At 49.4% G+C, this 12198-nt stretch carries 12 protein-coding genes; 5 read left to right on the forward strand and 7 right to left on the reverse strand.

The genetic code is table 11. The features are described 5' to 3' along the window. Positions 1-967 (reverse strand): RNA-guided endonuclease InsQ/TnpB family protein (locus V7Z60_RS06765; RefSeq protein WP_334117079.1); only part of this gene is annotated, 967 nt, incomplete at its 3' end. A gap of 179 nt (positions 968-1146) precedes the next feature. Here V7Z60_RS06765 and V7Z60_RS06770 point away from each other — a divergent pair. Continuing rightward, positions 1147-1953 carry a Cof-type HAD-IIB family hydrolase gene (locus V7Z60_RS06770; protein ID WP_334117080.1) on the forward strand — a complete coding sequence of 269 codons (807 nt, stop codon included), beginning with the start codon at positions 1147-1149 and terminating at the stop codon, positions 1951-1953. Positions 1954-2624: 671 nt separating this feature from the next. On the opposite strand, the gene lysA is transcribed toward V7Z60_RS06770, so the two are convergent. Together lysA and V7Z60_RS06780 are read right to left on the reverse strand one after the other, a co-directional pair. After that, positions 2625-3932 carry a diaminopimelate decarboxylase gene (gene lysA / locus V7Z60_RS06775; protein WP_334117081.1) on the reverse strand — a complete coding sequence of 436 codons (1308 nt, stop codon included), beginning with the start codon at positions 3930-3932 and terminating at the stop codon, positions 2625-2627. A 75-nt stretch (positions 3933-4007) separates the two neighbouring features. Next, positions 4008-4196 carry a 2-hydroxymuconate tautomerase gene (locus V7Z60_RS06780; RefSeq protein WP_334117082.1) on the reverse strand — a complete coding sequence of 63 codons (189 nt, stop codon included), beginning with the start codon at positions 4194-4196 and terminating at the stop codon, positions 4008-4010. Positions 4197-4366: 170 nt separating this feature from the next. Between V7Z60_RS06780 and V7Z60_RS06785 the strand changes: the two genes are divergently transcribed. From V7Z60_RS06785 to V7Z60_RS06795, 3 genes are read left to right on the forward strand one after another with little or no spacing between them, the layout of a single operon-like run. After that, positions 4367-5797: a C69 family dipeptidase gene (locus tag V7Z60_RS06785; RefSeq protein WP_334117083.1), complete on the forward strand. Its 1431-nt coding sequence runs from the start codon at positions 4367-4369 to the stop codon at positions 5795-5797. A 12-nt stretch (positions 5798-5809) separates the two neighbouring features. After that, entirely contained in the window at positions 5810-6598 is a 789-nt protein-coding gene (locus tag V7Z60_RS06790) for a hypothetical protein (RefSeq protein WP_334117084.1), read from the forward strand. 44 nt (positions 6599-6642) lie between these two features. Continuing rightward, positions 6643-7224, forward strand: a complete 582-nt coding sequence (locus V7Z60_RS06795) for a uracil-DNA glycosylase family protein (RefSeq protein WP_334117085.1) — start codon at positions 6643-6645, stop codon at positions 7222-7224. A gap of 168 nt (positions 7225-7392) precedes the next feature. Here the strand turns inward: V7Z60_RS06795 and V7Z60_RS06800 are convergent, their stop codons facing one another. Continuing rightward, positions 7393-7677, reverse strand: a complete 285-nt coding sequence (locus V7Z60_RS06800; RefSeq protein WP_334117086.1) for a type II toxin-antitoxin system HicB family antitoxin — start codon at positions 7675-7677, stop codon at positions 7393-7395. Positions 7678-7877: 200 nt separating this feature from the next. Between V7Z60_RS06800 and V7Z60_RS06805 the strand changes: the two genes are divergently transcribed. Continuing rightward, on the forward strand, positions 7878-8702 hold the full coding sequence (locus V7Z60_RS06805) for a site-specific integrase (RefSeq protein WP_334117087.1): 825 nt from the start codon (positions 7878-7880) through the stop codon (positions 8700-8702). 96 nt (positions 8703-8798) lie between these two features. Here V7Z60_RS06805 and V7Z60_RS06810 read toward each other — a convergent pair whose 3' ends face one another. From V7Z60_RS06810 to V7Z60_RS06820, 3 genes are all read right to left on the reverse strand, one after another. Beyond that, a complete protein-coding gene (locus V7Z60_RS06810) occupies positions 8799-10058 on the reverse strand; it encodes a tetratricopeptide repeat protein (RefSeq protein ID WP_334117088.1) in 1260 nt (419 codons plus the stop codon). Positions 10059-10129: 71 nt separating this feature from the next. Further along, positions 10130-11266 (reverse strand): molecular chaperone DnaJ, encoded by a 1137-nt coding sequence (gene dnaJ, locus V7Z60_RS06815; protein ID WP_334117089.1) that lies wholly within the window; start codon positions 11264-11266, stop codon positions 10130-10132. A 101-nt stretch (positions 11267-11367) separates the two neighbouring features. Beyond that, positions 11368-12198 (reverse strand): Hsp70 family protein (locus tag V7Z60_RS06820; protein WP_334117090.1); only part of this gene is annotated, 831 nt, incomplete at its 5' end.

Below are 12198 nucleotides of genomic sequence, written 5' to 3' on the forward strand. Positions count from 1 at the left end.
TGTATGCCAGAACCTGTCTGAAATAACCGAACATGGAGCGGTGCATTCCCTTTGACGCCACATGACTCATCTGCATTTTCTTCACGTTCAGGTCTTCAATCACGACTGTATCGTTTCTTGAGACGAGTTCTGTCGTGAGCTTCTGCATCAGGTCATGCTGGATATTGGCAGCCCTGGCATAATCACGCTGCAACTTGGCTTTCGTCTTGGCGTAATTTCTGCTTCTGACTGCCTTTTTCCCGTTGACTGTCCGTTTTCTTGCCAGCACCTTCTGATAATGTCTGATCCGCTCATAGAGCATTTCCAGCCGCTTCGGAATAGTGCTGACGAATCCTTCGGCATGATTGAGATGTCCGACATTGACGTCCACTGCATCACATCGACCCGTCTTCTCCTTCTTCTGGATATCGACTTCAAAGGGCAGGCTTGCATAGTATCTGCCGTTTTCACGGTAAACCGAAACTACTTTCAAGTCGCCTTCAAGGGATTTTGCGCCTTTGAAGGCGATTGCGTTCCACTTTTCCTTGTGCCTGGATTCATGTGGCTTGTCCAGAAGCAGCTTCCCGTTTACGATTCTTGCACGGTCAGTCTTGAACCCCTGTCTCGAATCCTTCTTTGACTTGAACTTCGGCTTTCCCCAGTCCGTCTGCGCCTTGTCAAAGAAGTTCCTGAATGCCTTGTTCAAATCGCTGACTGAAAGCTGCAGGACTCTTGCGGATAACGCATACTGCCAGTCCTGCTTTTCAGCTACAAGTTCATTTCTTACCTTGTACTCGCTTGGCCTTGATTTTCTGTCACCAAGAATCAGTGACTGTTCGTACATGTCATTCCAGAGCGCCAGCGCTTCATTCCAGCAGTATCTGCGGTAATCGCACAGTTCATCCAGGACCTGCTTCATTTCAGCATCAGGATACAGGCGGACCTTCTGAACCCTGATTGCAGTTTTCTTCGGGTTCGGCATTGACATAACATTCACCTCACATTTTGTCTTTCTGTTGAATATTATGTCACATTTGATAGATTTTGAGTATAATTTTAACTACAGTTTATTCCCTCCCCCTCAAACTCTTCAAACACCCCATTTAAAAATTGCCACCGCCAACTTTCTGTGTTACCTTTGAGTAAGCAACACAAACGGAGGGAATCATGAAACGCAAACTGATTGCACTGGATTTGGACGGAACAACGCTTAACGGCAAAACGCAAATCACGCAAAAGACAAAAGAAGTTTTAAACAAGGCTCAACAGGCGGGACACGTCGTTTCAATCGTCACCGGACGGCCGAACAGAATGGCCGTGGGATATTATGACGAACTGAAGCTCAAAGGTCCGATGATCAACTTCAACGGAGCTTTGGGATACATCCCGCACAGACATTGGGAGCACGAATATCAGACGACGTTTTCAAAAAACATCGCCTTCGAAATCTTAGAGGCAAAGAAGCGCCTCGGAATCAAGGTCGTTTCAGCAGAAGGCAAGACGATGGCGCTGTCTGACGTGCCGAACACGCTGATTGACGGTTTCTTCCCAGCAGCCCTGCGCAAGGATCAGGTGCTGAACCGGACGAACCTCAAGCACGATCCGGCCGCAATGACCATGCTGGTGGATCAGGACAGCAAGGCAGACATCGTCAGGAAGCTTGAAAAAGCATTCGGCAGCAAAATCAACGTCGGTGTCTGGGGCGGACCGAATCCGATTCTCGAACTGTCGCCAAAAGGCATCAGCAAGGCTCACGGCGTTGAATTTTTGGCCAAAACCTACAAGATCGACCGCAAAGACATCATCGCCTTCGGAGACGAGCACAACGATGCCGAAATGATTGACTATGCCGGGCTTGGCGTCGTGATGAAGAACGGAACTGACAAGCTCAAGCAGATTGCAGACGACGTGACCGAATTCGACAACGATCATGACGGTGTCGCAAATTATCTTCAAAAAGCTTTAGGATTGTAAGAATCTGACAGTTTGTCACCCCTGCTGGCGTCGGCAGATTGTCCCGCATACACAAAAGAGGCTGTGAAAAACCATGTCTTTAACAAAAGTCCCAGATGCTGCAATCATCCGGGACTTTGTTTGTGTATGCGATGTTAAATGTGTACTTTGACCGCAACCAGGGGCTGCCATTTACGGGCAAAAGTCAAAAATCGGCTTTTTGCCCGTAATCGGGAGCCGGAATTTACGGGCTCATGAGCGCTCGGCTCCACACCTTGCCTAATCGGGTTCTGCCTCGCATAATCAGGCTCAGACCAGCAACAAGGCTCATGATAAGTTCGTGCCGCGTCGCGACTGCGCTTGCGCTGATCACTCGCGCCCCTCCTTATCTACCGCCTTGTTGGGCGGCTGGTCTTCACACCTTTTCTTAATCAGGTTCGAAGCAGCATTCGCCTGGAGCTAAGCACTGTCTTCCTGGACGAGGCAAGCTCGCCTGCGTCAGACAGAAGCTTAGCTTACGGCTCATGACCGCTGCTTCTCACACCTTGCCTGATTGAGCAGGCGATTCTCAGCACTGCATTTAATGTCTCAAAACTGAAAGAATGTCTGACAAACTCAGGCGGTCTGCACCCTCCTTTGTTCGGCATTTCGTTTAATTCAAATGTGAAAAATGAGTTTTTTCCCAGCCTTCTTTATTCTTCCAAGCCTAATTCGCACGCCATCATGTCGGCATACGTTTCTCTCCTGACAACGAGTCTTGACTTGCCGTCTTCGCAAAAAACGACGGCAGGCCGCGGATTACGGTTGTAGTTTGAAGCCATCGTATAACCGTAGGCACCTGTCGACGGCATGGCCAGGATGTCTCCCGGCTTGGTGTTCGGCAAGGCGCAGTCATGGACCAAAACGTCGCCCGACTCGCAGTACTTGCCGACAACAGTGACCATCTGCTCGCGCAACGCGTTCGGCCGGTCGGCAAGATATGCCTCGTAATGCGCATCGTAAAGCGCAGGACGGATGTTGTCGCCCATTCCGCCGTCAACGGCCAAAAAGTGGCAGACTCCGTCGACGTCCTTTCGCGAACCGATCGTGTAAAGCGTCGTTGCGGCTTCACCGACCATGGCGCGACCGGGTTCGATGATGATTTCAGGCATCTTGAGCTCGTATTTTGCGACCATTTCCTTGACACGTTCCACGATTGCGGATACGAATTCTTCGGCCGGAAGCGGCTGATCGAAATCGTTGTAGCGAATGCCGAAACCGCCGCCAAGGTTCAAAACGTCTGCTTCGTAACCGAAACGCTTCTTCCAGTCGGCCAGAACTTCAATCAGCTTTTCTGCCGCCATCAAAAAACCGTTGACGGCAAAGATCTGCGAACCGATGTGGCAGTGAATCCCCATCAGGTTCATCCGCGGATTCTTCATCAGCTGCAACAGGGCCTCTTCTGCCTGGCCCGAGCGGATGTCAAACCCGAATTTGGAATTCGACTGCCCGGTCATGATGTACTGATGCGTTTCGGCTTCAATGCCTGGCGTGACGCGCAAAACGACGCCGATGCTTGTATGCTTGCGGCGCAAAACGTGATCGAGCAGTTTGATCTCGCGGAAGTTGTCGACGACGATCGTACCGATTTTTTCATCGACTGCCATTTCAAGCTCGTCCTGAAGCTTGTTGTTTCCGTGAAATTCAATGCGTTCAGGCGGCATCCCACCCTTTAATGCCGCATAAAGCTCGCCGCCGGAAACGATGTCGCATCCGAGCCCGTACTTGTTGATCAGCTGATACATCGCAAGCGCAGAAAAAGCCTTGCTGGCATACGAAACCATGTATTTGACGCCAGCATCCTCAAAAGCCTGTTTGAATCCGCGAATCTGCTTTTTAATTTTCCTGACGTCATATGCGATCAGCGGAGTACCGTACTCTTCGGCCAATTTGACGGCATCGACCCCACCTATCAACAAATGTCCCTGTTCGTTTACTTCAACTGAATCTGCCAACTGCACTCTTCCTTTCCCGACGCTGAATCTGTCCTATGTAATGAAAAAGCCGCGGACAAACTCCCCGGCTTCACGTATTGCTTATTTTTCGTCGCTCTTGAGCACGCCGCCGACTGAGTAGCGGTCCTTTCGCATCTCGCTCAAAATAACGTGCACGTGTTCTGCCGGAGCACCGGTATTCTTAGTTACGGCATCCGTAACGTCTGCAACAAGATTTTTGAGCTGCTCCTGCGTGCGACCTTCGATAAGTTCGATATGAATAAGTGGCATTCAAAACATTCCCTTCTGTTCACTGTCTATGTTAACATTATTGCATAGGTAGAGATTAAAATGCAATTAGAATTTGACCTTTTATGCGTTTTTTTCAAGTTTTATCAAGTTTTATCGAAGTCAGATAAGCTATAATTGCAAAAGAGACTAAAAAAGGACGTGAACAAGCAATGCTGCAACACAATTTTGAATTTTCCGCCTGCACGAGCATCCTCGTCGGCAAAAAAGCCATGGCCGACGGTTCGACCGTCATCGGCCGCAACGAGGACTCTAAAAGCGCCTGGCCGAAGCATATGGTCATCCATCCGCGCGAAACGTTTGATGAGGACCAGACTTTCGTTTCAAAGGACAACGGCTTCACGATGCCGCTTGAAAGGACCCGTTTCAAATACAGTGCCACGCCGGAGTGGACTGACGAGTTCGGTCTGTTTGAAGAAGACGGCATCAACGAATACGGCGTCTGCATGAGCGCTACCGAAAGCGCCTATGCCAACGAGCGCGTCCTTGGCTTTGACCCTCTGGTTGAAGAAGGCATCGGCGAAGAGGCGATGGTCACAGTCGTCCTGCCGTACGTCAGGACTGCAAGGGAAGGCGTAAAACGACTCGGAGCAATCGTTGAAAAGTACGGAACCTGCGAATCAAACGGGATTCTCTTTTCGGACAGAAACGAAGTCTGGTACCTTGAAACGGGCTCCGGTCATCACTGGGTCGCACAACGCATCCCTGACAACTGCTATGCCGTCGTGGCCAACCAGCTTGCCATCCAGGAAATCGCCTTTGATGATCCGGACAAATTCATGTTTTCTGCTTCTATCCGGGAATTCGTTTCAAAAAATCATCTCAATCCGGATGAAACATGCTTCAACTTCCGCAACATCTTCGGAACGCACACGCTTTCTGACGAAATCTACAGCACGCCGCGCGTCTGGGACGGCCAGCGAATTCTTTCTCCGAGCCAAAAACAAGATCCGATGAGCGAAGAATTGCCTTTCATTCGCAAACCCGATCGCAAGCTTTTCATGGACGACCTGGAATACGTCATGGGCGCTCACTTCCAAAACAGTCCGTACGATCCGCTCGGCAAAGGTCCTGACGATCTGAAGCACAAGTTCCGTCCGATCAGCCTGGCCAAGACGCAGGAATCTCACCTGCTGCAGATGCGCCCTGGATTTGACCCGGAAATCGCAGGTCTTCACTGGCTTGCAATGGGCGTGACGTGCCAGAGCGTCTTCGTACCGGTCTACGCTGGTACAACCGACGTTCTGGACGCATACAAGCATGGAGAAAAGACCTATTCCAAAGACTCCGCCTACTGGGCATACAAGCTCCTCGGAGTCCTGGTCGATCCGCACTATCCGCTCTTTGGAACGAAGCTTCATGATCTTCAGAAGGAATGTGCAGTAAAATTCAGGCAGAAGATTCTTGAAACAGATAAAAAAGCCCGGAAAATCAAGGACGAGGCGCGTCTCGAACTGCTGACGAATGCTTCGCTTGAGATGCAGAGACTTGCCCTGGACAAGGTCGAAAAGCTGACGGCAGAGCTCATCACCGAATCAACGGACCTTTCGCCGCTCAACTTCAAGACCGATGCCAACCTGTAAGAGGTGAACGATATGGAAAACATCTGTCTTGATCCAACAGACGCAGGCGAGATGCGCGAAAAGGACCTTGTCTTCTTCACGCATCTGACGAATGAAGTGATGCATCTGCTGCCCTCCTTGCCTGAAAAATGCACGGCGTACACGACGCAGGAGATTTACAAGCTGCTTCAAAAACTGAACCGGTACTGCGAGCTCGGAACCGAGCTTCCGAAAAATCTGAAGATTCTGCCTTACGACTATCCGCTGAATCTTGAAAATCTTCGTGTCACTGCCAAAGCCAGCGATGACGGATGGTTCGGCGCATGCGTCCTGCTTTTGGAAGACGAAAATGAAAGAATCGGCTATGCAAAGCGCTTCGTTGCGCATGGCCTGCATAAAAAGCGCATCAGGAAATGGAAGCAGTTCTTCAGAGATCAAGCCCTGTCCGAATTGATACTCGGCAAGGATCTGGTTGGAGAAAATGACCCGCTCCTGCCGGATTTCAAGAAGATTGCAAGGGAACTCGAGAATCTTGAAGAAGGCGCCACCGTTTCGACGAATTTTTCGCTCTATGATCCGGAATCTCTGGCCAAACTGAACGACTTGTGTCAAAAAACGAAACACCGGCTGCTTTTGACCGGACTTCAGGCAGACATTGCGAAATCCTTCTTTCCGTTTGATGATTTTGAAACGGGAACTGACAGCGACGTGATGATTGCCGACTTGCGCCGGACGTTTGACGTCGTGTGCGAAACGCAAAGCCAAAGTGAAATCGACGACCTGATTAGAATCATCGTTCCGGAAAAAATAAGCTATCGCTAAGCAAAACGTTTCAATTGTGATAAGCTTGGTGTTATACTTGGAATATGGAAAATTTAACTGATATTTATAATGAAATCAAGTCCGATCCGGAAAATGCAGGATATTCCGCAAAAAACATCAATCCGCTCTACTATGCGACAAAAGACGCCCGCCTTTTGATTATCGGGCAAGCTCCCGGGAAAAAAGCCCAGGATACGGGTATCGTCTGGAACGATCGCAGCGGAGACCGTCTGCGTGACTGGCTCGGAATTGACAGGGACGTTTTTTACGAATCAGGCAAAATCGCCGTTTTGCCAATGGACTTTTATTTCCCCGGAACCGGCAGGTCGGGTGATTTGCCGCCTCGCAGGGACTTTGCCGCTAAATGGCATCCCCGCCTGCTTTGCGCCATGCCGGATATCCAGCTGACCTTGCTCGTTGGAAGCTACACTGTCAAGCATTATCTTCATTTGAAAAGCTCGCAGAAACTGACGGACGTCGTAAAAGACTACAGAAGCTTTCTGCCGAAGTATTTTCCGCTCGTCCATCCTTCGCCGAGAAATCAGATCTGGATGAAGAAGAACCCGTGGTTTGAAGCAGAAGTTCTGCCGGACCTTCGCAAAAAGACGGCCGATATCTTGAAATAGCTCATTCTGAAAAGGATGGGCTGTTTTTTGCTTATAAGGAGTACCTGAAAAATACATTGATTCGTCAGATACAATCCTCCCCCTCAGCTTTTCTCATCGCCACCCACTGTCAGAAATGAAAAACGGCGCTGGTGATCCTTCACCAACGCCGCCTGCACCACAGGTCTTTCAGCCGATTTCCCTGACCGTTTTCCATGTCTCTTCCAGGTCAACGGCAACAAGTCTGACAACCGCTTCCCGGTTTTTCTCTCTCACTTCGTCAATGTCAGAGGCTTCAGGAAGGGCATCCATATCATAAAGCATCAGTCCCAGAGCCTCCGCACCGTTCTTCAGGGCCTGGTCAATTTCCTTTCCTTCACTGACCGTACCGGGAACGTCGGGAAACGTCACCGTATACACGTCATCGGGATTGGAGCTGTTATTCAACACTGCAGGATAAGCCATCTTTTTCATGTATCATTTTCCTCCTGTTCTGCGATACAACCTGTTCTGCGATACAACGATATCATCGAATAAAAGTCGCATCAAGAAAAATGCCTGTAAGCCGTCACGCATTCTTTGCAATTTTCAGTTAAAGTAACCCCATACTGTTGTTGTTTATGACAGGTAATGCTATACTTGACCCAGAACAACCAGAACCGAGGCGATAAAACATGGCATTCCCATACGAAAAACAGTTCCGGCACTATCTGACCGAAAAGCGCGTTTTAGCCGACAGCACGCAGCAGGACATCTGCGGCGACGTTGACCGTCTCTTTACGCATCTGCGCGGGTTCAACCAGGTCTACCGCATGAACCCGAGCCTTTCAAACATTGAGGAATCAGACATCAGGGACTATCTCAACATGCTTCAGGTCAAGCGTGAAATCAAGAATTCGACCTACAACAAGACTCTGACGCATCTGAACGTTTACTTCACTTTCCTCTTCACCCATAATCTGTCGACTTCCCTGCCGACGATTTCCCTGAAGGGATTGAAGAAGGAAACAGAGCAGGTCGTTCCCCTGAACTGGGCCGACAGTCTGGAAGACTATTTGAAAAATCAGCAGCTGACACTGTACACGCGCATGGTCCTGCTTTGCCTTTCACATTTCTATACGATTTCGGAAATCATTCAGCCGGGCTTCTACAAGGTTCTTTCTTCTGAAACGTTCAATTCCTTTGAACAGGCATTCGTTGACGAATTCAATCAGGAAACTTACGAACTGAAACGCCGTCAGAACTGCGAGGATCTTTTTTTAAAGCAGAGAATCAACCTGCTCGAACCATGCGTGACTTTGCCCGGGATTCACAAATACCTGAAAAAAGACCAGCAGCTGACGGACTTGCGCCTGGTTCCGCAAAAGCTTTATCAGGCAAACGTCTTGAACTTCATTAAACAAAACCAGCAGCTTGCCGATGCTGATTTGTGCAAGGCAATGCACCTTGGTCCTGATTCGCTGAATTATTACCGCATGAAGCTTTCAATGCTTGAATAGACAAGGCAGCAGTCCCCGGATTAATTTGAAGTTATGCCTTAATTGAAAATGCAAAAACCCCTGAGTTGGATTTTCATATCCGGCTCAGGGGTATTTTCATAATTCCAGTTCTTCCCTTAACATTTCAAGCTCATAGTCTTCGCTGAATGTTTCCAGGGCTTTTTTTGCACACGCCAAGGCTCGACTGCGTTTCCCGGCATTGCGGTAGAAATAGGCTGCCTCTTTTAAAAATTCAGGGTTTTCACCTAATTCGCGCTCTGCTGCCTCATAATATCGCAAGGCATCGTCATATCTGTCAAGAAAAGCGTATGACTTGCCCAGATTCCAGCAAAGCTCAGGATCCGCCTCATCATTTTCAAGATATTTATTGACGAGTTCGATGTTTTCCTCGTGAAGTCCTGATTCGACAAGCAATTTGCTCAATTTGAGAACCACGTTAAGATCTTCAGGATCGATCTCATTTGCATGTTTGAGGTACTCGAGTGCTTTTTTTGGTTCCCCGCACTTCACGGAAAGTTCTGCCGCCTTTTCATAAAGCGCCATATTGAACTCATCGACGCCAAGACCTTCCTGGGCCGTCCGCAAAGCCTGGGCGAGATTGCCGTCATGCTCATAAATTGCGGTCAGGTACGGATAAAGCGTCGAATAATCAGGATTCGTGTCACGAAGCTTTTCGAAATTCTTCTGGGCATTTTCAAAATCCTTTTGCTGAAACTGGATGAACGCCAGCTGAAAACGAGTGTCCGAATCAAGCTCTTCTTCCGGAATCTGTTCCAGATAGCCAAGGGCCGTTTCAAGTTTGCCAAAACCAGCGTATGAAAGCCCGAGTCTGCTGACGAGGTTGACTCTTGAGAATTCCAGCACGCCTGATTTGACCAGATCAAGGTAGCACTGGGCAGCCTTGCGGTATTCCTTGACGTTGAAATACAGTTCGGCAAGGCCAAACAAAATCACCGGTTCATCCGGAGCAAGCCTTCTTGCCTCAAGCAGCTTCTGTTCGCTGACGTCAAACATGCCCTGAGTCTGATACAAATCGGCCGAAACCAGCAACGCTTCCAGATACGAATCGGAATCAGGCGTAATCTGCGCTAAAAGCTCAAGCGCACGGTCATCATTGCCGTCGCTGATTTCAATATCGGCCAGTGACGTTTTGATGCCATCTTCATCCGGATAGCGTTCAAGCAGTTTTTCATATGCCCGCCTGGCCTGATTTGAAAATCCGAGCGAATACAGCTCTTCTGCAAGACTGTAGATCATCTGATCGTCATCTTTTCGCAAAGCCCAGCCAAATTCTTTTCCTGCTTCCTCAAGCTGTCCTTTTTCGAGCAGCTCAAGCATTTTTTCTGAATGAGTCATTTAAGTGATGCCTTTCCGTTCAAAAAACGGCCCAGACCTTCAGCCTCGCTGATGCCCGTGCCGTTTTTGAATCAGTCTTTGAATTGTTTCTTCAGTTTTTCAAAGAATCCTTCGCCAAACGACTTTTTGCCGGAGGCTTCCGCAAAAGCCTTCAAGGCAAGCCTTTGCTTTTCGTTGAGATTCTTCGGCGTCACGATGTTGACCGTGACCTGTTCGTCACCGTTGCCGGATCCGCGCAATTTTGGCGCGCCCTTGCCTTTCAGGCGGAAAGTCGTGCCAGTTTGCGTTCCTGCCGGAATCTTGAGCTTGACGTTTCCGTGAACGGTTTTGACTTCGATTTCATCGCCCAAAGCAGCCTGAACGAAGCTGATGTCCTGATTAAAGTAGATTTCGGCACCGTCACGCCGGAACTCCTTGCTTTGTTCAACGACAAAGACAATGAACAGGTCGCCGTAAGGCCCGCCGTTGAATCCGGCTTCGCCTTGTCCCTGCAGACGCATCTGATTGCCGTTTTCAACGCCGGCCGGAACCTTGACCTGAACGGCATGCTTCTTTCTGATGTGACCTGCACCGTGGCAAGTCGTGCATTTTTCCTTGATTTCCTTGCCGGTGCCGTGACAAACGTCGCATTCCTGCTGAGTCATCACGCGGCCAAGCGGTGTCTGACGCTGAACCTGGATGAATCCGCGTCCGCCGCAGTGCGAACAGGTAACCGGACTCGTCCCGGCCTTGGCACCGCTGCCGTTGCACGTTGAACACGTTTCTTCTCTTGAATACTGAATCTCAGTCGTTTTGCCGAAGATGGCCTCCTCAAACTTCAAGCGCATCTCGTATTGAAGATCGCGTCCCTGACGGGGAGCATTCTGATTGCGGGAGGTTCCGCCGCCTCCGAAAAATGAATCGAAGATGTCGCTGAATCCGCCGAATCCGCCAAAATCTCCGCCGCCAAAACCCTGGCCTCCGAATCCCTGGCCGAATCCGCCCTGCGCACCGGCTGCGCCGAACTGATCATATTGAGCCTTCTTTTGAGGATCACTCAAAATATCAAAGGCTTCATTGACTTCCTTGAACTTTTCTTCAGCTCCCGGCTCATGATTCAGATCGGGATGGTACTTCTTTGACAATTTGCGGTATGCTTTCTTGATTTCATCAGCAGATGCATCTTTTGAAACGCCCAAAACGTCATATGGATCTCTTTGTTCTGCCATATTGATACCCCTTCAAAAATTTTCTCATTCCTATGAATCTAGCTTAACATAGGTTCAACAAATAAAAAAGAGCCGGAACGAATCCAGCTCTTTTCTGACTCTTAGTTCTTATCGTCTGGATCGACTTCCTTGAAATCGCCGTCAACGGTATTGCCGTCGTTTCCTGCAGAACCATTGCCCGCATCCTGCGTTCCGGCTGCACCTTGAGCACCTGCCTGCTGCTGTGCCTGTTGTGCCTGTTCATACAACTTGACGGAAACATCCTGAATAGCCTTCGTAAGGTCGTCTTTCTTAGTCTTCATTTCTTCAAGGTTGTTTGCTTCCTGTGCCTTCTTCAAAGCATCGCGGGCATCTTCAACCTTCTTGACTTCGGCAGCATCGACCTTGTCCTTGACTTCATCCAAAGTCTTGTCCGTCTGGAAGAGAAGCTGATCGACTTCATTTCTGAGATCGACCTCTTCCTTGCGCTTCTTGTCGGCTTCTTCGTTTTCCTTGGCTTCCTTGACCATGCGATCGATTTCTTCATCTGAAAGGCCGGACGAACTCTTGATTGTGATCTTCTGTTCCTTGTTCGTACCAAGATCCTTGGCAGAAACGTTGACAATCCCGTTCTTATCGATATCGAACGTAACTTGAATTTGCGGAACGCCACGAGGTGCGGCAGGAATGTCCGTTAACTGGAAACGGCCGAGTGTCTTGTTGTCGGCAGCCATCGGACGTTCACCTTGGAGAACGTGGATGTCTACGGCAGGCTGATTGTCTGCAGCAGTTGAGAAGACTTGAGACTTGGACGTCGGGATCGTCGTGTTGCGGTCAATCAGCTTGGTGAAGACGCCGCCCATTGTTTCAATTCCCAGGGAAAGAGGAGTAACGTCGAGCAGGACAACGTCCTTGACGTCACCGGTGATGACGCCGCCTTGGATGGCAGCACC

Origin of the sequence: Ligilactobacillus sp. (assembly GCF_036846325.1) — a bacterium.
Classification (GTDB): Bacteria; Bacillota; Bacilli; order Lactobacillales; family Lactobacillaceae; genus Ligilactobacillus.

Bases quoted from the DNA above. Each gene is read 5' to 3' on its own strand.
- V7Z60_RS06770 (WP_334117080.1), top strand. From the start codon at position 1,147: ATGAAACGCAAACTGATTGCACTGGATTTGGACGGAACAACGCTTAAC.
- V7Z60_RS06780 (WP_334117082.1), bottom strand. From the start codon at position 4,196: ATGCCACTTATTCATATCGAACTTATCGAAGGTCGCACGCAGGAGCAG.
- V7Z60_RS06785 (WP_334117083.1), top strand. From the start codon at position 4,367: ATGCTGCAACACAATTTTGAATTTTCCGCCTGCACGAGCATCCTCGTC.
- V7Z60_RS06790 (WP_334117084.1), top strand. From the start codon at position 5,810: ATGGAAAACATCTGTCTTGATCCAACAGACGCAGGCGAGATGCGCGAA.
- V7Z60_RS06795 (WP_334117085.1), top strand. From the start codon at position 6,643: ATGGAAAATTTAACTGATATTTATAATGAAATCAAGTCCGATCCGGAA.
- V7Z60_RS06800 (WP_334117086.1), bottom strand. From the start codon at position 7,677: ATGAAAAAGATGGCTTATCCTGCAGTGTTGAATAACAGCTCCAATCCC.
- V7Z60_RS06805 (WP_334117087.1), top strand. From the start codon at position 7,878: ATGGCATTCCCATACGAAAAACAGTTCCGGCACTATCTGACCGAAAAG.
- V7Z60_RS06810 (WP_334117088.1), bottom strand. From the start codon at position 10,058: ATGACTCATTCAGAAAAAATGCTTGAGCTGCTCGAAAAAGGACAGCTT.
- dnaJ (WP_334117089.1), bottom strand. From the start codon at position 11,266: ATGGCAGAACAAAGAGATCCATATGACGTTTTGGGCGTTTCAAAAGAT.